The organism is Qipengyuania zhejiangensis, from assembly GCF_035607565.1.
Classification (GTDB): domain Bacteria; phylum Pseudomonadota; class Alphaproteobacteria; order Sphingomonadales; family Sphingomonadaceae; genus Qipengyuania; species Qipengyuania zhejiangensis.
In genome coordinates this window covers 410082-432662 of sequence record NZ_JAYKGO010000001.1, presented here as the reverse complement: position 1 = coordinate 432662, position 22581 = coordinate 410082, and the positions used below count along the sequence as shown (strand labels likewise).

25 protein-coding genes and 1 tRNA gene are annotated in these 22581 nt (G+C 62.2%); 7 read left to right on the top strand and 19 right to left on the bottom strand.

The window, feature by feature from the left end:
- Positions 1-25: 25 nt before the first annotated feature.
- Entirely contained in the window at positions 26-934 is a 909-nt protein-coding gene (locus VR863_RS02100) for a hydrogen peroxide-inducible genes activator (RefSeq protein WP_324826774.1), read from the bottom strand.
- Positions 935-1037: 103 nt separating this feature from the next.
- Here VR863_RS02100 and VR863_RS02095 point away from each other — a divergent pair, with 103 nt between their 5' ends.
- Positions 1038-1769, top strand: a complete 732-nt coding sequence (locus VR863_RS02095) for a carbonic anhydrase (protein ID WP_324826773.1) — start codon at positions 1038-1040, stop codon at positions 1767-1769.
- Between the two features lie 397 nt (positions 1770-2166).
- A complete protein-coding gene (locus tag VR863_RS02090; RefSeq protein ID WP_324826772.1) occupies positions 2167-2790 on the top strand; it encodes an outer membrane protein in 624 nt (207 codons plus the stop codon).
- A 98-nt stretch (positions 2791-2888) separates the two neighbouring features.
- Here VR863_RS02090 and VR863_RS02085 read toward each other — a convergent pair.
- Positions 2889-2978, bottom strand: a tRNA-Ser gene (locus tag VR863_RS02085).
- Positions 2979-3139: 161 nt separating this feature from the next.
- Here VR863_RS02085 and hspQ point away from each other — a divergent pair.
- Positions 3140-3520, top strand: a complete 381-nt coding sequence (hspQ, locus tag VR863_RS02080) for a heat shock protein HspQ (protein WP_324826771.1) — start codon at positions 3140-3142, stop codon at positions 3518-3520.
- Between the two features lie 92 nt (positions 3521-3612).
- Here hspQ and VR863_RS02075 read toward each other — a convergent pair whose 3' ends face one another.
- A complete protein-coding gene (locus VR863_RS02075; protein ID WP_434784956.1) occupies positions 3613-4512 on the bottom strand; it encodes an ABC transporter permease in 900 nt (299 codons plus the stop codon).
- A gap of 73 nt (positions 4513-4585) precedes the next feature.
- On the opposite strand from VR863_RS02075, the gene VR863_RS02070 reads away from it, so the two are divergent.
- Complete coding sequence (locus VR863_RS02070; RefSeq protein WP_324826770.1) at positions 4586-5269, top strand: GcrA family cell cycle regulator; 684 nt, start codon at positions 4586-4588, stop codon at positions 5267-5269.
- Between the two features lie 70 nt (positions 5270-5339).
- Positions 5340-5864, top strand: coding sequence for a DUF1993 domain-containing protein (locus VR863_RS02065; RefSeq protein WP_324826769.1), 525 nt, complete (start codon positions 5340-5342; stop codon positions 5862-5864).
- On the opposite strand, the gene VR863_RS02060 is transcribed toward VR863_RS02065, so the two are convergent.
- The 16 genes from VR863_RS02060 to pspF all read right to left on the bottom strand — a co-directional run bounded on the left by VR863_RS02060 (position 5861) and on the right by pspF (position 21353).
- Entirely contained in the window at positions 5861-6541 is a 681-nt protein-coding gene (locus tag VR863_RS02060; protein ID WP_324826768.1) for a spermidine synthase family protein, read from the bottom strand. The two genes, VR863_RS02065 and VR863_RS02060, sit on opposite strands and share 4 nt — an antisense overlap.
- A gap of 115 nt (positions 6542-6656) precedes the next feature.
- Positions 6657-7706 (bottom strand): succinylglutamate desuccinylase/aspartoacylase family protein, encoded by a 1050-nt coding sequence (locus VR863_RS02055; RefSeq protein WP_324826767.1) that lies wholly within the window; start codon positions 7704-7706, stop codon positions 6657-6659.
- Between the two features lie 123 nt (positions 7707-7829).
- Positions 7830-10100 carry a polyribonucleotide nucleotidyltransferase gene (pnp, locus tag VR863_RS02050; RefSeq protein WP_324826766.1) on the bottom strand — a complete coding sequence of 757 codons (2271 nt, stop codon included), beginning with the start codon at positions 10098-10100 and terminating at the stop codon, positions 7830-7832.
- Between the two features lie 174 nt (positions 10101-10274).
- Positions 10275-10544, bottom strand: a complete 270-nt coding sequence (gene rpsO / locus VR863_RS02045) for a 30S ribosomal protein S15 (RefSeq protein ID WP_324826765.1) — start codon at positions 10542-10544, stop codon at positions 10275-10277.
- Positions 10545-10549: 5 nt separating this feature from the next.
- Positions 10550-11560, bottom strand: coding sequence for a tRNA pseudouridine(55) synthase TruB (gene truB, locus VR863_RS02040; protein ID WP_324826764.1), 1011 nt, complete (start codon positions 11558-11560; stop codon positions 10550-10552).
- The gene (locus VR863_RS02035) at positions 11557-12249 is read right to left on the bottom strand and encodes a site-2 protease family protein (RefSeq protein WP_324826763.1); all 693 of its coding nucleotides are present in this window, start codon (positions 12247-12249) and stop codon (positions 11557-11559) included. Before VR863_RS02035 ends, truB begins: the two co-directional genes overlap by 4 nt.
- 24 nt (positions 12250-12273) lie before the next feature.
- A complete protein-coding gene (locus VR863_RS02030; RefSeq protein WP_324826762.1) occupies positions 12274-12852 on the bottom strand; it encodes a thymidine kinase in 579 nt (192 codons plus the stop codon).
- Between the two features lie 112 nt (positions 12853-12964).
- Positions 12965-13363, bottom strand: a complete 399-nt coding sequence (gene rbfA, locus VR863_RS02025) for a 30S ribosome-binding factor RbfA (RefSeq protein WP_324826761.1) — start codon at positions 13361-13363, stop codon at positions 12965-12967.
- Positions 13363-13899, bottom strand: coding sequence for a DUF1697 domain-containing protein (locus tag VR863_RS02020; RefSeq protein ID WP_324826760.1), 537 nt, complete (start codon positions 13897-13899; stop codon positions 13363-13365). Before VR863_RS02020 ends, rbfA begins: the two co-directional genes overlap by 1 nt.
- On the bottom strand, positions 13899-14309 hold the full coding sequence (locus VR863_RS02015) for a PaaI family thioesterase (RefSeq protein WP_324826759.1): 411 nt from the start codon (positions 14307-14309) through the stop codon (positions 13899-13901). Before VR863_RS02015 ends, VR863_RS02020 begins: the two co-directional genes overlap by 1 nt.
- Positions 14306-16834 (bottom strand): translation initiation factor IF-2, encoded by a 2529-nt coding sequence (gene infB, locus VR863_RS02010; protein ID WP_324826758.1) that lies wholly within the window; start codon positions 16832-16834, stop codon positions 14306-14308. The genes VR863_RS02015 and infB overlap by 4 nt, the downstream gene beginning before the upstream one ends.
- On the bottom strand, positions 16834-17583 hold the full coding sequence (locus VR863_RS02005) for a DUF448 domain-containing protein (protein ID WP_324826757.1): 750 nt from the start codon (positions 17581-17583) through the stop codon (positions 16834-16836). The genes infB and VR863_RS02005 overlap by 1 nt, the downstream gene beginning before the upstream one ends.
- Positions 17564-19228: a transcription termination factor NusA gene (gene nusA, locus VR863_RS02000; RefSeq protein WP_324826756.1), complete on the bottom strand. Its 1665-nt coding sequence runs from the start codon at positions 19226-19228 to the stop codon at positions 17564-17566. The genes VR863_RS02005 and nusA overlap by 20 nt, the downstream gene beginning before the upstream one ends.
- Positions 19228-19794, bottom strand: coding sequence for a ribosome maturation protein RimP (gene rimP, locus VR863_RS01995; protein WP_324826755.1), 567 nt, complete (start codon positions 19792-19794; stop codon positions 19228-19230). Before rimP ends, nusA begins: the two co-directional genes overlap by 1 nt.
- 155 nt (positions 19795-19949) lie before the next feature.
- Positions 19950-20255 (bottom strand): hypothetical protein, encoded by a 306-nt coding sequence (locus tag VR863_RS01990; RefSeq protein ID WP_324826754.1) that lies wholly within the window; start codon positions 20253-20255, stop codon positions 19950-19952.
- Between the two features lie 72 nt (positions 20256-20327).
- Positions 20328-21353 (bottom strand): phage shock protein operon transcriptional activator, encoded by a 1026-nt coding sequence (pspF, locus tag VR863_RS01985; RefSeq protein ID WP_324826753.1) that lies wholly within the window; start codon positions 21351-21353, stop codon positions 20328-20330.
- 179 nt (positions 21354-21532) lie between these two features.
- Here pspF and VR863_RS01980 point away from each other — a divergent pair, with 179 nt between their 5' ends.
- Both VR863_RS01980 and pspA read left to right on the top strand, forming a co-directional pair.
- A complete protein-coding gene (locus VR863_RS01980; protein WP_324826752.1) occupies positions 21533-21685 on the top strand; it encodes a hypothetical protein in 153 nt (50 codons plus the stop codon).
- On the top strand, positions 21682-22578 hold the full coding sequence (pspA, locus tag VR863_RS01975) for a phage shock protein PspA (protein ID WP_434784955.1): 897 nt from the start codon (positions 21682-21684) through the stop codon (positions 22576-22578). The genes VR863_RS01980 and pspA overlap by 4 nt, the downstream gene beginning before the upstream one ends.
- The last annotated feature ends 3 nt before the right edge of the window (positions 22579-22581 follow it).

The window sequence follows — 22581 nt, the reverse complement described above, 5'->3', positions numbered from 1 at the left end:
TTCATTTACTCTGGCAAGGCCGCGACTATGCATCCGCGAGGCGGCTCCGTGCGATTTTCGCGATGATGGCCGCGATCTCGGCGTAAAGATCGGCAAAGGCGGCGGACGAGCGCCAGGCAGCTCCGATGGTGCGATGTTCGGCCCACCCCTCCGGATCAACGATTTTCACGACATCGAGGCCGCCTGCGTCTGAGCGGATATAGAGTTCGGGAAGGACTGCCAGTCCTACTCCCGATCCGACCATTTGCTGCAACGCGTCGAGACTGGTTCCTTCGTAATCTTCCTGGATATTGGCCTCCAGAGTGGCGCAAATGTGCTTCACTTGCCGATGGTAATGGTGGCGATGGTCGAGGGTGAGGAAGGTCCGCGAGGCGAAATCTGAAGCTCTCGGCATGGCGGAAGAGACGAGCGGATCGTCCGGCGGCGCAACGATGCGAAGCGATTCGCGGAAAAGCGGTTCGACATGCAGACCGCGCCCCGCGATCGGCATCGGGGAAAGAACCATGTCGAGTTCTCCTGAAGCGAGTTCGGCCTGCTGGAGCGCGGGAATTCCTTCGCGCATGTAGAGCCGCAGATCCGGGTAACGCTGGTGCAGGTCCCGGATGACCGCTGGAAGGAGATAGGGTCCGATCGTGGGCGTGACCCCGAACCGGATCGATCCTGCCGACCGTTGCGCCACATGGTCAGCCATATCGCGAAATTCGCGGCGGGTGTTGAGGATCTGCTTGGCGCTGGCCACCAAGTCGCGTCCGCTGGGCGTAAGCTGCATTCCCTTGGGGACACGCTCGAACAGCTTGAGGCCAAGTCGATCCTCAAGGTTGCGCAACTGCTGACTTATCGCAGGTTGCGTCAGCCCCAGCGCTGCGGCCGCATCGCCCATGTTTCCCGTATCGGCAAGGCGGACAAATATCTCGATCTGGCGAATGGTCGGCATGTGATCCCATTAGCTTTTCTTATCGATAAGGCGCAATACTTCTGATTGGGTTCTCGGACACACCTCCCCCATATCGCCGCCATCGAAAGGTGGAGTGTGTCATATGAAGTATCTTGCAATCACAGCAGCCCTATCAATGGGCGTATCGGGTGCTGCAATCGCGCAGGACAAGGACTGGAAGTTTGGTGATGGAAAAACGCCCGAACGCTGGGGCCAGCTCAATGCCGATTATGCCACTTGCGATATCGGCACGATGCAATCGCCAATCGATCTTACCAATCCCGATGCGATCGGCTCCGTCCGCCTCGCCACCAACTACGGTCAGGCGACGGGCAAGCTTTCCCTGAGCAAGGAGAAGGTCCAGATCGATTTCGATCAGGGTCAGAACAAGGGCATGGTCAGCGGCAACAAGACCTTCAATCTATTGCAGCTTCATTTCCACACGCCAGCCGAGCATGCCGTGAACGGAATGCGCTATCCGCTGGTCGGGCACTTTGTCCATGCGACGAGCAAGGGCGAACTCGGAGTGCTCGGAATATTCTTTACCGAGGGTCGTGCGAACCCGGCGCTGGATTCGCTGCTGCGTGCGCACACGCAAGGTAACGGCACGGCTCTTGCGATCGATCTCGACGAATTCATGCCCGAGACAGTCGAAGTTTACCGCTACATGGGGTCTCTGACCACACCGCCGTGTAGCGAAGGGGTGAACTGGCACGTCGCCAATGTGCCGGTCGAGGCCAGCAAAGATCAGATCGCCAGACTGGCTGGCGCGCTCGGCCCGACGGCTCGTACGATCCAGGATCGTAATGGCCGCCTGCTGGTCGCTCCGCGATAAGGATCAGGTCGCTTTCAGTTTAATTGATACGCGTATCCGGTGGACGCAGTCCTACCTCCCCCTGCGTTGGGCCCGGATCACGCGGCCCGCCACTCAGCCAAGGCGGCTGAGTGGCGGGCCGTGAAGGCCCCTTCGTCAATAAGGCGGCGTTCGGAGTTGAAGTAGGGCACCGGGCTAGTGGCTTATTCTTGCGCGCCATCTCACCGCCCTGCCTGCCCCCTACCAACCGGAGCATTTTCTCTGACAGAAGCGGTGACGCTTTCGGCAATTCCAATTTACGCGAATAAGCAAAAAATTTGTATCTATTAATTCATGACGAAAATATACTATCATCTAAATATTCATGGTTATACCTATTTACTGCCGATATTATTCGGTATTTTGAGGGTTTGACTTCATGAAAAGATCGATAGCCGCTGCACTACTGTGTAGCATTTCAGCTCCTGCCGTGGCTCAGGAAACCTTGACGTTCGATGGCTTCTATTTGGGCGCTGTGGGCGGGTATGACGACGTCACTCTTGAGGCCGGTGGTCTCGAAGGCAGTTCGGATGGCGCCGTGTTCGGTGCGGTCGGTGGTTACGACTTCTCCGTGGGCAGTATGTTGTTCGGTGCGGAAGTAGAGCTAACGGAAAGCACAGCGGGTTACACTGAATACGACGTCCTCGACGCTGACGACAGCGTTTCGCTCGACGCGGGTTTGGACTTCTACATTGGCGCACGAGCAGGCTTGGTCGCGAGCAACACGGTCCTGATTTACGGTAAGGTCGGTTTCACCAGTGCCTCTGTCGAAGGAACTTACAATGACGGCGCAGGGTTCTCTGACAGCGAGGGCGAAAATATGGGCGGCTACCGTGTAGGTGGGGGGATCGAGTTCGCCGCCACCAGCAGTCTGCGTCTTCGCGCCGAATATCGTTATTCGGACTACGGCGAGTTCAAATACAACGATGGTGTGGATGTATACCCGACGGGTATCGATGCATCGCGCAGTCAAATTATGGCTGGGTTGCTGCTAGGGTTTTGATGGGGTGCAGGCCGGCATCGAGACTCGATATCGCCCTGTGGGCCGCGCCACAGCCTGCGGACACATCGCTGCCAACAGAGACTAGTGCTGGGGGTGACTGGCGGAGAGGGTGGGATTCGAACCCACGGTACTGTTGCCAGTACACCGCATTTCGAGTGCGGCGCATTCGACCTCTCTGCCACCTCTCCGCATGTCGGGTGTGCTTTCGGGCCCAGGGCCCCGGTCGAAGCAAGGCGCGCCGATTAGCCGAGCGGCCTGCCCTTGCCAAGCCCCTTTCCACGCGAAAACGGGGGATCAGCTTCGGCGCAGCCTTGTTTCGACTCCACGGGGCACCATATCCTGCCGGATCATGGAACGCGCCCAGTTTTTCTCCGCCCAGGCAGGCCGCACTATCGATGCACCGCGCCGCGTAAAAACCCGCTTCGCCATTGGCGATGTGGTGCGTCACAAGGTGTTCGATTTCCGCGGCGTGATCTTCGATATCGATCCGGTGTTTGCCAATTCCGACGAATGGTACGCCTCCATTCCGGAAGACATACGCCCCGATCGCGACCAGCCGTTCTATCACCTTTTGGCCGAAAGCGACGAGAACACCTACGTTGCCTACGTCAGCCAGCAGAACCTGCTCAACGATTCGCGTTCTGGTCCGGTGGAGCACCCCGAGGTTCACGAGTATTTTCAGCAGTTCGAGAACGGGCGCTACCGTATGCGCCGCAGCCTTACGCACTGACAGCGGCGCCTCTCAGACGCCGGTCGAGCCAATCGATAATCAGGATTTCGGGCTTGGTCAGGCATTCCTGACCGACGGTCATCGCCCGAGCGTCAGCTCTTGATCTTCCAGCCCGATTTCAACAACCGATACGTCAGCACGGCCAAAGCCGCGTTCACCGCAAGCAATCCCAGCGCGGCCCAGGCGACATGGCCGGCGCCGCCGATATCGCTTTCCCCAAGGAAGCCATAGCGGAAGCCGGAAATCACGTAGAAGAACGGGTTCGCCCGGCTGATCGTCTGGAACACGCCGTGCAGATTGTCGATCACGTAGAACGTGCCGGACAGCATCGAAAGCGGTGCGATGACGAAATTGGTCACCGCCGCGTTGTGATCGAACTTCTCTGCCCAGATTGATGCGATCAGGCCCATCTGCGCCAGCATGGCGGCCCCCATCAGGCCGAACCACACCACCGCCCAGGGATGCGCCATCGCAAGGCTCACTCCGGGATAAAGCAGCATCGCCAGGCCCACGGTGCAGCCGACCGCGAGCGCGCGGGTAATGGCCGCACCGACGATGCCGGTCATCAATTCGCCTTCGGAAAGCGGCGGCATCAACAGATCGATGATCGTGCCCTGGATCTTGCCGGACAGCAGCGAAAAGCTGGAATTGGCGAACGCATTCTGCATCATTGCCATTGCGATCAGGCCCGGCGCGACGAAGCTCGGGAAGTTCACGCCCAGCACTTCGCGGCCCCCGCGACCCAGCGCAACCGAGAAAATGACAAGAAACAGCAGAGTCGTGACCGCCGGAGCCCAGATTGTCTGCGTCTGGACCTTGAGAAAACGGCGGACCTCCTTAATATAGAGGCTCCACAGGCCGATCCGATTGATCCCAGTGATCACCGGGCGTCCTCGCGGCGGGAAACGGCCTGCCCCTCCGGCATTCTCCTCCACCATAGAGGCGTCCGGGTGTTCGCTTGACGGCGGCAGGGTGCGGACTTGATCGGCCATGAGGGGGCGACTACGGCCAACCGCTGCGGCTTGCAAGCCGTGGCGACATGACACGAGATACAGGACTGCGCGAATGAGCTGGACCGACGAACGGATCGCAACGCTGAAGAAGATGTGGGAAGGCGGCTCGACCGCCAGCCAGATCGCCGAAGAACTGGGCGGGGTGAGCCGTAACGCCGTGATCGGCAAGGCCCACCGCCTCGGACTGAAATCGCGCCCTTCGCCCGTAAAGGCGAACGACAAGAAAGCTGCCAAGCCCAAGCCCGCTGCAAAGCCTGTGGCCAAGGCACCGGCAGCAAAGCCCGCACCAAAGGTAGCCGCTCCCGCGGCGGCACCGGCCAGGCCCGTGGAACGTCCCGCGGCACCCGCCACCGACGCTTCCACGCCCACGCAGCCCTTGCCGAACAAGTCGGCGGACCTGCCCAAGATCGTGTCTGTCGGCCCAGGCGGATTCCTGCGCCAGGGACCAGGCGACCAGCAGCCGCCCATCCCGCCGGCCCCGCCGCGCCGTCTGGTGCCGGCCAAGCCGGACGCGTCAATCGCGAACAAGACCAGCCTGCTCGACCTGTCGGACAAGGTTTGCCGCTGGCCGATGGGCCATCCGGGCGAACCGGATTTCCATTTCTGCGGCACCGCCGTGAACCCCGGCTTCCCTTATTGCGTCGAGCATTGCGGCCGGGCCTACCAGGCACAGCTTCCGCGCGGCGCCCGCCGCCCCCCTCCGCCGCTGCCTTTCGGCGGCCCGCGGGTGCGCTGACACGACGACATAACGAGGCCCGGCGGTCATGCGACTGCCGGGCCTTTTCTTTTTCTGACAGGAGAGACCGATGCCGCTTTCGCTTCACGCAGCCTACGTACCCAGCGCGCTCCAGATGCTAGGCACGGCGCGCCATCTGATCGACACGGCCGAAAAATGGTGCGGCGAAAAAAACGTCGATCATGGCGACGTCATCGGCGCGCGTATCTATGACGATATGCTGCCCTTCACCTACCAGGTGAAATGCGTGGCAGAACATACGCAAGGGTCGATCGAGGGCGTAAAGGCCGGGCTCTATTCCCCCGACCTCAACCCGCCGCCCGCCGATTTCGAATCGTTGCGGGCCAAGATTTCAGGGGCCGTCGACGCGATGGAGGCTCTGACCGAAGACGAGATGGAAGGCTTTATCGGCCAGCCAATGCGTTTCGAGTTCAAGGGCAATGGCATGGACTTCACCGCCGAAGACTTCCTCCTCAGCTTCAGCCAGCCCAATTTCTATTTTCACTGCGCGACCGCTTACGACATCCTGCGAATGAAGGGCGTTGCGGTGGGCAAACGCGACTTCATGGGACGGCTGCGGATCAAGGCCGCCTAACGCTTCCTGGCAAACCAGATTGTGTGGCGCGGCCCCTTGTTGTTGGGCCGCGCGCGCACTTCGCGGGCTTCAACGTCAAATCCGGATTCCTTGAGCCGCAGAGTGAACTTGTGGTCCGGCGCTGCCGACCACACGGCCAGGATACCGCCCGGCTTCAACGCATCGCGCGCCTTGCCGAGACCGGTCTTGCTGTAGATCCGGAAGTTCGCGTCGCGCACGATCCCGTCCGGCCCGTTGTCCACATCGAGCAGGATGGCATCGTATTTCATGGTGGTGCCGTCGTTCGCATCGTCGATGAGCGCGGCAACATCGCACAGGATGATTTCCCCGCGCGGGTCCTTCAGGCTGTCTTGCGTCAAATGGGCCAGCGGACCTTCCGCCCATTCCAGGATTTCGGGCACGATTTCCGCCACAACGACCTTGCCGCCTTCGGGAAGCCTGGACAGCGCAGCGCGGTAGGTAAAGCCCATCCCGTAGCCGCCGATCAACATACGCGGGCGCGGCACATCGAGTTCTTCCAGCGTCAACAGGGCAAGCTGTTCTTCCGAGAACTGCATCCGCGTTCCCATCAACTCGTCACGGCCGAGCATGATGATGAAATCGCTGCCGTGGCTGACGAGGGTCAGTGTGCCGCCATCGGGCACTTCGGCAGTTGCGATGGTTTCGCGCGGCAACATCGTGTTTCTCCATTGACCCTCGGGCCAGCCATTGTGCGCGTCTGCCTAGACGTCCCGCCGGTGACTTCAAGCACCGAGTAGGCGTGGATCGCACCGCCTGCGACGAAAGTTGCGCTCAGATGATCTCGTCTTCGTCGAAGAGAGCGTCGTTCATGGCCGCCTCCTCGATCGCGTCAAGCCGGGCTGGCGCGGTGCCCGGCACCTCCACCTCGGCGATATGGATCAGCGCATCGCCCTGGTTTACCACCGGCAAATTGCTGATGCCGATGACGATCCCGGCAATCGGTGTGCGCACCGCGATGTTCCGATCGCCGAAGGGGTCGGATATCTCGCCCACGATTTCCTCGGTGATCGCGAACGAGCCGGGTCGCTTGTGCGCGCGGAAAATGCCGCCCTCAGGCGCGCGCAGCCACAGCGTGCGCATGCTCTGGATGGAACGGGCGGGCGGCTTGGCGGGCGGGCGCACGCCCATCTCCAGCGCATGCATCACCCGCAGGATGCCGCTCACCCCGATGCGAATACCCAGCTCGTGAAAACGTAACGCCTCCCCCGCTTCGAGCAGCAGGACATCGCAATCGTTGTCGGCCGCCGCCTGACGTAGCGAACCTTCCCGCAATTTCGATACGATCACGGCAGGCGCTCCGAACAGCTGGGCCAGGGCCTCTGCCTTGGGACGGTCGGCGCTGATGCGGATTTGCGGCAGGTTCTCACGGTGGAGTCCGGCAGTGTGAAGGTCGACGCCGTAATCGCTTCGGACCAGGATTTCCTGGGTGAACTGATGGGCAAGCTGCGCGGCAAGCGACCCTTTGGCCGAACCGGGGAATACGCGGTTCAGGTCCCGCCTGTCGGGCAGATAGCGCGAATGGGACACGAAGCCGTATGCGTTGACGATCGGGATGCATAGCAGCGTACCCGCCATCCGCTTGGCCGACACGGAGCGCAGCAGGCGGCGGATGATTTCGACGCCGATGATCTCGTCGCCATGGACGCTGCCGCTCACAAACAGCACCGGACCGGGTTTCTTGCCGTGCAGGACGCGGACCCGAAGCGAGACTTCCGTATCGGTCGACATCCGGCTGACCGGAATATCGACTATCGCGCTCGTGCCGGCTGCGACGGATTGACCACCGATCTGGAACGGGGGTCTTTTTACGGCCTTGGCCACTATGCGCTCGTCTCCCACCCATGGCCGCATCCCGGGCCAGCCGGGTTTGTGCGCGAGCAACGGACAAAAAGAAAGGGCCGCGAGTGAAAACCCGCGGCCCTTCCTTGTCAGATCGGGATGGACTTAGTCCTTCAGGAAATCCGGAACGTGGGCTTCGCCGCCCCCGTCCCGGTTTCCGCCACCTTCACGACGGGGGCCACGGCCACCACGGTCGCCGCCACGGCCACCACCGCCCGAACGCGGACCACGGCGGTCGCCGCCACGATCGTTGCGCGGTTCGCGGGCAGGACGGGTGTCCTCCAGCTCTTCACCGGTTTCCTGATCGACGACACGCATCGACAGGCGAACCTTGCCGCGCTGGTCGATCTCGAGGACCTTGACCTTAACTTCCTGGCCTTCGGACACGACATCGGTCGGCTTTTCGACACGCTCGTTCTTCATTTCTGACACGTGGACGAGACCGTCCTTGCCGCCCATGAAGTTCACGAATGCGCCGAAGTCGACGATGTTGACGACCTTGCCGTCGTAGATCTTGCCGACTTCCGCTTCTTCCACGATCCCGGCGATCCACTTGCGGGCCGCTTCGATCTGGCTGATGTCGGACGAACTGATCTTGATCAGGCCTTCGTCGTCGATGTCTACCTTCGCGCCGGTTTCGGCCACGATTTCGCGGATCACCTTGCCGCCGGTGCCGATAACGTCGCGGATCTTCGACTTGTCGATCTGCATCGTTTCGATGCGCGGTGCGTGGGCCGAAAGTTCGGTCCGTGCGCCGCTCAGCGCCTTGGCCATTTCGCCGAGGATGTGCGCGCGGCCTTCCTTGGCCTGGTTCAGTGCGGCTTCGAAGATTTCACGGGTAATCCCGGCAACCTTGATGTCCATCTGCATCGTGGTGATGCCTTCGGACGTACCGGCAACCTTGAAGTCCATGTCGCCAAGGTGATCTTCATCACCCAGGATGTCGGACAGGACGGTGAAATCGTCGCCTTCAAGGATGAGGCCCATGGCGATGCCCGAAACCGGACGGGTCACCGGAACACCGGCGTCCATCATGGAAAGGCAGCCGCCGCACACCGTCGCCATCGAGGACGAACCGTTGGACTCGGTAATGTCCGAGAGAACGCGGATGGTGTAAGGGAAATCTTCCTTCGAAGGCAGCACGGCGCGCAGCGCACGCCATGCCAGCTTGCCGTGGCCGATGTCGCGACGGCTCGGCGCCCCGAAACGGCCCACTTCACCGACCGAATAGGGCGGGAAGTTATAGTGCAGCATGAAGTTCGTGTACGTCAGGCCTTCCAGCCCGTCGATCATCTGTTCGCTGTCCTTGGTGCCCAGCGTGGTGGTGCAGATTGCCTGCGTTTCACCGCGTGTGAACAGCGAAGAACCATGCGCGCGGGGCAGGAAGCCCACGATGGCTTCGATCGGACGAACCTGATCCGTCTTGCGCCCGTCGATACGCTGGCCGTCCTTGAGGATGGCACCGCGAACGATTTCGGCTTCGAGCTTCTTGACCACCTTGCCGGCGGCCATCTGCGTCTGGCCGTCTTCGCCAGCGAAGGCTTCCTTGGCCTTGGCACGGACGGCGTTCAGCGCATCCGAACGAGCCGACTTGTCGGTCAGCTTGTAGGCGGCAGCGATATCACCGCCGACGATGCCCTTGAGCTTGTCCTTGATCGCCGAATTGTCGGTGATCGCGATGTCCCACGGGTCCTTGGCAGCCTGTTCGGCCAGATCGACGATCGCGTTGACGACCTTGCGGCATTCGTCATGCGCGAACAGAACGGCACCGAGCATGATTTCTTCGGAAAGCTCCTTGGCTTCCGATTCCACCATCATCACGGCATCGCCGGTTGCGGCAACGATCAGGTCCAGCGCGCCGTCGGCGGCAACCGACTGGGCCGGGTTGAGCGTGTATTCGCCGTCTACGAAGCCAACGCGGCAAGCGCCGATCGGGCCCATGAAGGGTACGCCCGAAATCGTCAGGGCAGCCGACGCCGCGATCATCGCAACGATATCTGGCTCGGTCTCGCCATCATAGCTGAGAACCTGTGCGATTACGTTGATTTCGTTGTAGAAACCTTCGGGGAACAGTGGGCGGACCGGACGGTCGATCAGGCGGCTGGTCAGCGTTTCCTTTTCGGTCGCGCCGCGTTCACGCTTGAAGAAGCCACCGGGAATGCGGCCTGCTGCGGAGAATTTTTCCTGGTAGTGAACGGTCAGCGGGAAGAAATCCTGCCCTTCCTTCACACCCTTGGCGGCGGTCACGGCGCAAAGCACCACGGTTTCGCCATAGGTGGCCAGAACGGCACCGTCGGCTTGACGGGCGATGCGGCCTGTTTCGAGGGTGAGGGTTTTTCCGCCCCACTCCAGCGATACGGTTTTCGTGTCGAACATGTATTTTCCTTCATCGAACCCACGGGCCTTATTGCGCCGCGGGGCCTACGTTTTTCCGGGTAAGCCGTCCCGGTCCGGTGCGGGGCTCTTGTACGCCCCCGGGCTGTCGACCGGATGTCATCCAGCCCAAATGCGAGAAAGGCGGCCCCTTGGAGCCGCCTTCCTGCGAAACTCTTACTTGCGAAGACCCAGCTTCTGGATCAGCGCGTTGTACCGCTCGACGTCTTTCTTCTTGAGATAGGCGAGCAAGGTACGGCGCTTGTTGACCATCATCAGGAGGCCACGGCGCGAATGGTTGTCCTTGTGGTGACCCTTGAAGTGATCCGTCAGGTTACGGATACGTTCGGTCAGGATCGCGACCTGGACTTCCGGCGAACCGGTGTCGCCCTGTGCCTGGGCGTTGTCCTTGATGATTTCAGCTTTCTTTTCGGTAGTTACCGACATTCATTTTACTCCGCGACATCTGGAAGATTGAAGCCCCTGACCACTTTGGCCATACCGCCGCTGAGTTCCATCAACGCCACCGGAGTTTCCTCCAGCCTCGCGAAATAGAGCCCGTCGGTTTGGGGCAGCCCCGACAATACCCGGCCCTGGCGGACCGCCTGCGCGCTGTCGGGATCGAGTTGCATGGCCGGGATGTCGTCCAGCCCTGCTTCGAGCGGCAGGAGGAGGTATTCAAGTGGCGCGCCCTTAGCTGTTTCGCCAAGTTTGTCCAGCGAAATCGCCTGTTCCTCGAGGAACGGGCCAGCCTTCAGACGCCGCAGATAGGTCACATGACCGACCGTACCAAGGGCCCGTGCGATATCCCGTGCCAGAGACCGGATGTAGGTCCCCTTCGAAACATGGGCGACCAGCGTGACGGTGTTGGCGGTGACGAGCGGCGCGGTGGGGTTGAACGGATCGGGCTGTGCGAAGGATGTGGCAAGCTGCGAGGGTTCGTGGTCGCATTCGTAGCCCCCTTCGATTTCGAGCGAGTGGATGGTCACGCTGCGCGTCTTCATCTCCACGTCCTCGCCCGCCCTGGCGAGGTCATAGGCGCGCTTGCCGCCAACCTTGATTGCCGAATAAACCGGCGGTGCCTGTTCGATCGGGCCTGTGAAAAGCGGCAGGATCGCCGCGACCGCTTCCATGGGCGGTCGGCGATCGGAACGATGCACCACTTCGCCTTCGGTATCGAGCGTGTCGGTTTCTTCCCCGAACTGGATCGTGAAGGCGTAAATCTTGCTGGCATCGAGCATGCGCCCGGCCAGCTTGGTCGCTTCGCCGAGCGCGATCGGCAGCACCCCTTCGGCAAGCGGATCGAGCGTTCCGCCGTGCCCGACCTTGGTCTTGGAATAGCCCCCCTCGCGCAACGCCCGCTTGACCGCGCCGACAGCCTGCGTCGAACCGAGGCCGCGCGGTTTGTCGAGTATGAGCCACCCCGAAAGCGGGTGCCCGGACGCCGGTTTCCGCTCGCTCATCCGACGATGCCGCGCGCGATCCCGTCAGCAAGCGCGAAATATTGCTCCTGAAGCCAAAGCACCGGCGGCAGAACGGTCTTTTCGATCAGGCCGCTGTCGGGAAAGGCCCAGGTCGCCGCGATCAGGATGACGAACAGCAACATGCCGAGCGATTGCAGCTTCTGCCACTGGATGCCGAGGCGCGGGGGCAGGAGGCCGCCGACAATGTGCGACCCGTCGAACGGCGGAATGGGCAGCAGGTTGAACAGCGCAAGAAACACATTGATCAGTATGAAGGTGCCCAGCCCGGTCAGCACCCATTGGCTCACCTCGCCGCCGCCGCTGACGGTAACGCCAGCAATCGTGCCGAGGATGAGGGCACCCGCCAGCGCAAGAACGAGGTTGGTCAACGGCCCGGCCGCTGCCACCGCGATCATGCCGTAGCGCGGGTTGTCCAGCCGGTCCTGGCGCACAGGGACGGGTTTGGCCCAGCCGAACACCGGCCCACCCATCAACGCCAGCGCACCCGGCACCAGCAGCGTGCCGACCGGATCGACATGGCGCAGCGGGTTGAGAGACAGGCGTCGCTGCTCCTTGGCGGTCGGATCGCCCAGCATCAACGCCGTCCAGCCGTGGGCGACTTCGTGGAAAACGATCGCGATGATGAGGCACGGCACAAGAATGGCCGCGAGGATGAGGGTTTCTGTCATGGCGGGTAGATAGGGTGTGCGGGGTCAGCCCGCCAGCGCTTCAGAAAAATGCCTGCGGCACAGCGCGACATAGCGATCGTTTCCGCCGATCTCCGTCTGCGCACCAGCCCTGACCGCAGCTCCGCTTTCATCGACCCGAAGGTTCATCGTCGACTTGCGCCCGCAATGGCAGATTGCCTTGAGTTCAACCAAGGCATCGGCGATCCCGAGCAAGGCCGCCGAACCCGGAAAAAGTTCGCCCTGGAAATCTGTTCGCAGGCCATAGCACAGCACCGGTATATTGGCCGTGTCGGCCAGCTTCGCGCATTGCCATGCCTGGTCCTTGGTCAGGAACTGGGCCTCGTCCACCAACATGCAGCCGATCGGTTCCACCTTATGGGCGGCAGTGACCGTGTTCCAGAGATCGGTTTGAGGGGTGAAGCGGTGTGCATCCGCACCAAGGCCGATACGGCTCTCGATGGCCTGGTGGTCGCTGCGATCGTCCAGCGCGGCGGTCCACAGCATGGTTGTCATGCCGCGTTCGCGATAGTTGAAGTCGGCCTGCAGCAGCGTGGTCGACTTCCCGGCGTTCATGCTGGCGTAGTAGAAATAGAGCTTGGCCATGAAAGGCAGCTAGGCCGGACAGGACGGCCTGCCAATCCACGCCCGGCAGTTCCTCACAACTGGAGCGCAGAGGCCCGGCCAGATCAGGTCGCGCCGGATACCCGGGCCGCGATCATTCTTCCTCGTCGAGATCCCGCGAAACCTTGGGATCGGAGAGCAGCCGTTCGATCCGCTCGGCTTCGTCAAAGCTTTCGTCCGGCTGGAAATTGAGCTTGGGCGCGAACTTGAGGCCAAGCCGCTTTGCCACCTCGCGCTGGAAGAACGCCGTGTTTGTCCGCAAGGCTTTCAGCACAATGGCTTCATCCTTGCCCAGCAGCGGCTTCACATAGGCCTTGGCGTTGCGAAGGTCGGGCGTCAGCCGAACCTCGGTGACGGAAATATTGCCGGCACGCAGGACGTCGTCATGCGCTTCGCCGCGCGCCAGCAGCTCCGACAGGATGTGACGAACCCGTTCGCCCACCTTCAGGACGCGGACAGATTGCTGTTCGGGAGTGGATTGGGTGCGGGCCATCAGGGTAACCTGTCCAGAATTCGCTTGAGTGACGTCATGTTGCGGGCGGTCCCGCGGCAGCCCAGGCGGCGGTAGAGAAACGGTCCGGTCAGGCTCGATACTCCAACGCCGTGGACATAGTCGAGATAGAGAACCCGGTCCCCCAGCGCCAGCCTTTCAGACCCCTTTTCGCGGTGTTCGGCCAGCAGGGCATCGAACCGGGTCTCATCGGGCTGTCCATCGAGAAAGATCGTATGGACGAAACGGTCCTCGCCGCGGCCATGGAAAGGGTTGTCTTCAATCGCCGAAACCAGCTGCTCGGGATCGCAGAGCACGACAAGGCTTTCAAAGCCGAAGACTTCGCGCAGGACGCCCGCGATTTCGCTGCGACGATCCTTGCCCGCGCCGTGGTTCCCGTCGAACAGGATGTTGCCACTTGCCGCGACCGTTTCCACCTTGGCAAAGCCGCGGCTTTCAAGCTCTCGGCGCAAATCGGCCATCTTGATGCGATTGCCCCCGACATTGACCGAACCCAGCAGGGCAAGCGTGCGCTGCATCAGTCCTTCACGGGCCTTGGGGTCGGAATGGCGGTGCTGGTCGAACGCGCGAGCAGATTGCCCGCCGCGTCGAACAGTTCGCCCTCGAGGAAAATCACCTTGCGGCCGCGCCGAAGAACACGGCCCTTCCCGACCAGCGGTCCGGCCAGCACGGGTTTCAGCAAGCTCATGCTGATTTCCAGGTTGAGCGGCGCTTCGGCCTGATCTGTCGCCCAGACATGCGCCCAGCCCATCACCTCGTCGAGAAAGCCTGCAACGAGGCCCCCCTGCACGCTGCCGCGCGGGGTGATGAAACTGTCAGGCGCGTGGAAGCGCAAGGTAATCTCCTCGCGCTCCCGATCGAAGCTGTCGAACTGCACGCCCATCAATTCGGCATGGGCGTGCCCAAGGGCGTGTTCGGTATCGCTCACAGCGTGCGTTCACGCTCCTCGACCTCGAAGACTTCAAGCTGGTCGCCCGCCTTGATGTCGTTCGTGTCGGCCAGCACGACGCCGCATTCGAGGCCGGTGCGGACTTCGTCCACGTCGTCCTTGAAGCGTCGCAGCGAAGCGATGGTCGTGGCGCTGACGATAACGTCTTCGCGCGTGAGACGTGCATGCAGCCCCTTGCGAATGACGCCTTCTTCGACAAGCAGACCTGCGGCCTTGTCCTTCTTGCCCGAACGGAACACTTCCTTGACCAGCGCGCGGCCGACCACGTGTTCGATCCGCTCAGGACCAAGTTCGCCTGCCATCTCCTTCGCGATTTCCTCGGTCAGGTGATAGATGACGTCGTAATACTTCATCTCCACCTTGTCCCGGGCAACCAGCTGGCGGGCCTTGGGATTGGGCCGGACGTTGAAGCCGATGATCGGCGCCTTGCTGGCTGCTGCCAGCGATACGTCGCTTTCCGTAATCGCACCGACGCCTGCGTGCAGGACGCGGACCTTGATGAGATCGTTCGAAAGGTTGTGCAGCGCGGTGACGATCGCCTCGACCGAACCCTGCACGTCCGCCTTAACCAGGACGGGGAATTCGACCACGTCGCTCTGCAGGTTGTTGAACATCGTGTCGAAATTGGTCGGCGCAAGCGCTGTGCGCTTCTCAGTGGCCTTTTCCTGACGATACTGCGCCACTTCTCGTGCGCGCTGTTCGTTTTCGACAACCGTCAGGACATCGCCTGCCGACGGTACGCCGCCAAGGCCCAGGACCTCGACCGGCATGGCCGGGCCAGCTTCCTTGATCTGCTTGCCCTGGTCGTTGACGATGGCGCGCACACGGCCGCTCTGGGTCCCGACCACGAAGGTGTCGCCCTTCTTCAGCGTACCGCGCGTGATCAGCACCGTGGCAACCGGGCCACGGCCCTTGTCCAGCTGTGCTTCGATCACCGTCGCCTCGGCAAGGCGATCCGGACGGGCCTTGAGCTCCATCAGTTCCGCCTGAAGCGCGATTTTCTCCAGCAGTTCGTCAAGACCGATGCCCTTGGTTGCGGACACTTCCACATCCTGCACATCGCCCGACATGGCTTCCACGACCACTTCCTGCTCCAGCAAGCGCTCGCGGATTTTCTGGGCGTTGGCACCGGGCTTGTCGATCTTGTTGATCGCCACGATCATCGGAACACCGGCTGCCTTGGTGTGATTGATGGCCTCGATCGTCTGCGGCATGATGCCGTCATCCGCCGCAACCACCAGCACCACGATATCGGTGACGTTCGCGCCGCGCTGGCGCATTTCGGTGAAGGCGGCGTGACCGGGCGTATCGAGGAAGGTGACGGTGTTCCCGTCCTTCGTCTTCACCTGGTAGCTGCCGATATGCTGGGTGATGCCGCCGGCTTCGCCCTTGGTCACATTCGTGCCGCGCAGCGCATCGAGCAGGCTGGTCTTGCCGTGATCGACGTGACCCATGATCGTGACCACGGGCGGACGCGGTTTCAACGTTTCTTCCGGATCCCGGTCTTCATCGTTGACGATGTCGACATCGGCTTCGGACACGCGCTGGATGTTGTGGCCGAACTGATCGACCAGCAGCTCTGCCGTGTCCTGGTCGATGGTCTGGTTGACCGTGACCATCATGTCCAGATTGAACAGTTCCTTGACCAGATCGGCGCCCTTTTCGCCCATGCGCTTGGCCAGTTCGCCGACCGTGATCGCCTCGGGGACGATCACGTCGCGGACCTGCTTTTCGCGCGGCTTGGACGGGCCGCCCTGCATCCGGCGTTCCTTCTCGCGGGCGCGCTTGAGCGCGGCGAGACTGCGGGCACGACGACCTTCGTCTTCGTTGAGAGCCCGGTTGACCGTCAGTTTGCCTGCACGGCGCTTGTCCGGACGTTCCGGGGCAACCGCGTCGGGGCGCTTGTCGGTCTTCTTCTTTTTTTCCGGCTTCTTGGTTTCCGGACGGGCCACGGGCGTGAAACGACGCGGCGCAGGCGCAGGACCACCACCGGCATCTTCGGCCGGGGCCTCGACCTGCTCTTCAGGCGCTGCGACAGGCGCTTCTTCTTCGGTCTTTGCTTCTACTTCCGCCTGCTTTTCGGCTTCGGCTTCGGCCTTGCGGTTCTCTTCAGCGCGCTTCTTTTCGTCTTCTTCACGCTGGCGCGCTTCCTCGTCTTCGCGCTTGCGGCTTTCCTCGCCCATGCGCAGGCGCGCTTCCTCGGCTTCGCGAGCCATGCGGGCCACGCGTTCCTGAGGGGTTTCGCCAGCTGGCGCTGCCTTCTTGGGCGCAGCCTTCTTGGCGACAGGTGCCGGAGCCGGCGCCGGTTCGGGCGCAGGCGCGGGAGCCGGAGGCGGCGGCGGCGGAGCAGCCTCGCCCGGCTTGACGAGCTTGCGGCGGCGCTTCACCTCGACCGCGACCTTGTTGGTACGGCCGTGGCTGAAGGTCTGCTTAACCTCGCCGGCATCCACCGACCTCTTGAGGCCGAGGGGCTTGCGGGCAGGTTTGTTTTCGTCGTCGCTCATTATTGCTCGTTTCTCTTCTTCGTATCGTTCAGTTCATCGTCAGCGTGCGGCAAGGTGCGCCCGCCATCGGGGGGCATTTCCTGCCCCAGATAATGCATGAGGCGCGCAAGAGGCCTGATGACCCTTTGTGCAGACGCATCGTAAGCCAGCGCCAGATGGACGACATTGTCGCGGCCCAATGCCACAGACAAAGCGTCCCGGTCCAGTGGGAGTATCAGTCCCCGTTCGCCCGAACCTTCCGCATCGCGGCCTACGCGCCATGCCTGATCGAGCTTCTTGCGCCCGTCCTCGCTCGCATCGCACGCATGGCACAGCAGCGCCACACCGCCCGTCCGGGCCGTTTCGGCAATCCGCTGGGTGCCGAGCAAAACGGCCCCGACACGCATTTCGAGGCCCAGCCGATCGAGCAGCACACGCCTCAGCGCGTCTTCCACCATTTGGGGAAGCGCATCGGGAATTTCCAGATCGCCTGTCTTGAAGGCGCGCGAAAGCCCGCCCTTCAGCTTGCCCGAAGCAATCGCGGCTTCCAGCCCCGCCCGACCCACGCCAATCCAGCCGCCGCGTCCGGGCGCCTTTTCATGGGCATCGGGAAGCACCAGGCCTTCGGGCGAAACCGCCAGCCGCACGAGTTTTTCGCGCGGACCGGTTTCGCCCGTGATTACGCAGCGCCTCTCGGGCTCGGAAACGGTCCGTGCCTTGGGCGTGTCAGAGATGTCGGACGTCAGGCCCTCATTGGTTGGAGTCCGCATCGGCGGCCTCCTGAGTGTCGGGCTCGTCAGCGGGAGCCGCAGCCGGCTCCTCGTCTTCGAACCAGTGCGCACGGGCAGCCATGATGATCTCGTTGCCCTGCTCTTCGGAAAGTCCGTATTCGCCCAGAACGCCGCCCTTGTCCTGCTCGCGCACCGAAGGACGCCGCATCGGCGGGCCGGCTTCGGGGTTGTTGCGGCGGCGAGGCGCTTCGCGCTTCTTCTGGATCAGTTCGTCCGTGGCGAGGTCGGCCAGATCGTCGAGCGTCTTGATGCCCGCCTTGCCCAGCGTCACCAGCATGGCTTCGTTGAGGTGGGGCAGTTCGGCCAGCGCATCCTCGACGCCAAGTTCACGGCGCGTTTCGCGGTGCGTGGATTCCTGGCGCTCGATCGCTTCGATCGCACGGTTCTGGAGTTCTTCGGCAAGATCGCTGTCGAAGCCTTCGATGCCCGCCAGTTCGTCCAGCTCGACATAGGCGACTTCTTCCAGCTCGACGAAGCCTTCGGCAACCAGCAGCTGCGAAAGGGTTTCGTCGACGTCGAGTTCTTCCTCGAACATCTTGGAGCGTTCGGCGAATTCCTTCTGTCGCTTCTCGCTCGCCTCTTCCTCGGTCATGATGTCGATCTGGTTGCCGGTCAGCTGGCTGGCCAGACGCACGTTCTGGCCGCGACGGCCGATCGCAAGGCTGAGCTGATCGTCGGGCACCACGACTTCGATACGGCCTTCTTCCTCGTCAAGGACGACGCGGCTGACGGTGGCCGGCTGAAGCGCGTTGACGATAAAGGTCGCCTGGTCATCGCTCCATGGGATGATGTCGATCTTTTCGCCCTGCAGTTCCTGCACGACGGCCTGAACGCGGCTGCCCTTCATGCCGACGCAGGCGCCGACGGGGTCGATGCTGCTATCGTGGCTGATGACGCCGATCTTGGCGCGACTGCCTGGATCGCGGGCGGCGGCCTTGATCTCGATGATGCCATCGTAGATTTCCGGCACTTCCTGCGCGAACAGCTTGCGCATGAAATCAGGATGGGCGCGGGTCAGGAAGATCTGCGGCCCGCGGTTGTTGCGTTCCACCTTGCTGATCAGCGCGCGCACGCGTTCGCCGACACGGGCGGCTTCGCGCGGGATCTGCTGGTCACGGCGGATCACGCCTTCGGCACGGCCGAGGTTCACGATCACGTGGCCGAATTCGACCGACTTGATCACGCCGGTGATGACTTCGCCGGCACGGTCCTTGAATTCTTCGAACTGGCGTTCACGCTCGGCATCGCGGACCTTCTGGAAGATCACCTGCTTCGCGCTCTGCGCGTCGATGCGGCCCAGATCGACCGGAGGCAGCGGATCGACGATGAAGTCGCCCAGCTTGGCATCCTTGTCGAGCTTCTGCGCGGCCTTCAGGTCGACCTGCTTGAAGTAGTCTTCGACTTCCTCGACCACTTCGACGACGCGCCACAGGCGAAGATCGCCCGTCAGCGGGTCGAGCTTGGCCCGGATATCGTTTTCCGCGCCGTAGCGGTTGCGCGCGCTCTTCTGGATCGCTTCTTCCATCGCCTCGATGACGATCGACTTGTCGATCATCTTTTCGGTGGCGACCGCGTTGGCGATTGCTAGGAGTTCGGCCTTATTGGCGGAAATGGCACTGGCCATCAGTCGTCTGCCTTTTCTTCTTCGGTTTCGACGATTTCGTCGGCACCGCTCGTGTCGAGCGGCTGGGTGGCGGCGATAAGCTCGTCGGTCAAGACGAGTTGCGCCGAATGAATGTGTTCGCGGGGGACAGAAACTTCCCCTGCCTTGCGATCATCGATGGTGACCATGTCGCCTTCGATGCCCTTCAGGGGACCACGCAGATTGCGCTGGCCTTCGTATTCCTTGTCCATGCTGATCCTGGCTTCGTGGCCGGACCAGTTGGCAAAATCCTTGGCGCGGGTCAGCGGGCGGTCGATGCCGGGCGAACTCACTTCGAGGTGATAGGCCCCTTCGACCAGCGTTTCGCCCTGTTCTTCCAGCGCATCGATCCGGTCGGAGACGCGGCGCGACAGGGCGGCGCATTGTTCGATCACCAGCTGGCCGGTGGCAGGGTCTTCGGCCATGATCTGAAGCGCCTGGCCGCCGTCGCCGGCTTCCGACGGCATCATCTTTACGCGCACCAGGTCAAAACCGAGGGCCTTCGCCTCGGGTTCGATCACTTCTGCAATACGCGCAATATCGGCCATTCGGTTTCCATTCGTGGCATTGTCGCTGAAACGGGGTTTCGTGCCGGCCCCTTGCGGCGCCAGCCCCTCCAGTGTCGCGACAATGTTGGGATTGGTGGCCAGATAAGCGCGAGTCCTGCGAAAAGCAAGCGCCGTCTAAAGGCCGCCGAACCGGGCTAGTCTTCGGGGCAATGCTGGCGCACGGCATCCTCGGAACTGGCCAGTGCGTCTTCCATCGTGGGCGGGAAATTCCTCTCCACCGCACGGTCCCACAAACGGTCGCGGTTCTCGCGCATAACGCGGCAGGTTTCGCTCTGGATCATGGCGCGCTGTTCTTTCATGCCCTGGGTTTCCAGCATTCCCGATTCCGCCAGCGCCCGGCCGGCCTCTTCGGAATTGCTCACCAGCATCGGCGCGAGGATCGCGTATAGGATCATCACGCCGAACCAGATGCGCAGCACCACGCCCACGATTTTCTTCACCGTCCACATTCCGGCCAGCCCTCCCCAGGTCCTGATATCGTTTCACGATACCCGGAACAGGTGGCGTTCCGGTTAATCGCTTTCCTGCATCAATCCGTGCTTCTTGATGCAGTGGCGCAGCTGGTCGTAACTCAGCCCCAGCGCCTTGGCCGTCTGACGCTGGTTCCAGCGGTGTTTGCCGAGCGCGTGTTCCACGATGGCTTTTTCATGATCGTCCACCGCGGCGCGCAAATCCTCGATGTTCTCGAGATCCGGGCCGGTTGGCCCCGCCGGCGCAGGGCTGGCGGCACGCTGCGACGACGGCCGAACCGGCGACACCGGCTTCCAGGGGCTGTCGAAGGGGTCGAACTGGATATGGCCGATGGGCTGTTCCCAATCGTCCCAGCGATACACCGCCCGCTCAACCGCATTGCGCAGTTCGCGAACGTTGCCGGGCCAATCGTGCTTGTCCAACCCTTCGGCAACATGAGGCGCAAAGCCGGGCCACCCTTCCCAGCCCAGTTCGGCGGCCATGCGGCGCCCGAAATAATCGGCCAGCACCTCGATATCGCCTTCGCGCACACGCAGCGGCGGCAAGGTGATGACTTCAAAGCTCAGCCGGTCGAGAAGATCGGCGCGAAATTCGCCGCGGGCCGCTTTTTCCGGCAAATCTTCATTGGTCGCCGCAACGATGCGGACATCGACCCGGACCGGGCGCGACGAACCGATGCGCGTGACCTCGCCATATTCCACCGCACGCAGCAGGCGTTCCTGCGCGCCCATCGACAAGGTGCCCAGTTCGTCGAGAAATAGCGTACCCTTGTCGGCTTCTTCAAACCGCCCGATGCGTTGTTTGGTAGCACCGGTGAAAGCGCCCGCTTCGTGGCCGAACAATTCGGCTTCGATCAGCGTTTCCGGCAGCGCGGCGCAGTTCATGGTGACGAGCGGTTCGTCCCAGCGGGTGGACAGGCGATGCAGGCGTTCCGCGATCAATTCCTTGCCCGTGCCGCGCTCTCCGATCACCAGGACAGGGCGCCGCATGGGGGCCGCGCGGCTGGCACGTTCGACCGCATCGAGGAAGGCCCCGGACTGGCCGATGAACTGGCTATCGCGTTCCATGACCAAGATATAGGAAATATCACCAAGGGTTGGCAAGAAAAACCAATACCGCTGGGTCCGGATGCTGAAAAAGCCGCCCTTTCTTCCCGTTTTGCAACTTTGGCACGGGGCTTGCTGAATAGTTCACAACAGCAATTCGACCCTACGTTCATCAAGCGGGTCAATCGGGAGAAACCCACATGTACAACCGCAGCTTTTTCCGGACCCAACTGGGGCAAGCCGCTTTCGCAAGCATCGCAGCGATGGCCATCTTCGTGGTCTTCAGCTCGCAGATCGCGGTGACGGCACCGGCCCCGGTTCTGGCAACCTACGAACAGGTCGAGATCGCATGACATTGCCCCCCGACCATGACCCCCTTGGGCCGGAGCGCCGCTCCCCCGACAGTCCCCCCGGCAGCGATGCCGATGGCGCTTCGGCCCGCCCCCGCTTGTCGCGTATCGAGGAAGAGGTAGAACGGCTTCGCCGCTCGCCCACCCCGACCCGCGAAGGCGGCAAGGCGCCTGGCGCCGATTTCTTCTCCAATGGAGCACCTCTGATGGGAATTTTCAGCCGTACCCGCGATATCATCGCTGCCAACTTCAACGACATGCTCGACAAGGCGGACGATCCCCAGAAGATGATCCGCATGATCATCCTCGAAATGGAGGAAACCCTGGTCGAAGTCCGCGCCTCCGCCGCGCGCACCATTGCCGATCAGAAGGAAATGCATCGCCACACGGTCAAGCTCGACAAGCTGTCGGCCGACTGGGGCGAGAAGGCCCAGCTCGCGCTGTCGAAGGATCGCGAAGACCTGGCCCGCGCAGCGTTGGTCGAACGCAAGAAGGCGACCGACATGACCGAACAGCTCAAGCAGGAAATCGCCGTACTCGACGATGCGCTTCGGGCTTACGAACAGGACATCCAGAAGCTGCAGAACCGCCTGCGTGAAGCGCGCAGCCGCCAGACGGCCATCGCCGCCCGCCTCGAAAGCGCGGAAAACCGCGTCAAGCTGCGCAGCCTGATGACCAACGAACGCGTCGACGAAGCGCTCAGCCGGTTCGACCAGCTCGAACGCCGTGTCGACTACGCCGAAGGCCGCGCCGATGCGCTGTCGATTTCCGACAACTCGAACAAGCCGAGCCTGTCCGACGAAATCGCGGCGCTGGGCGGCCAGGACGCGATCGACGACGAACTCGAACAGATGAAACGCGCGCTCGGCAAGGGCGACGCGGCCAAGGAGGACTGATCC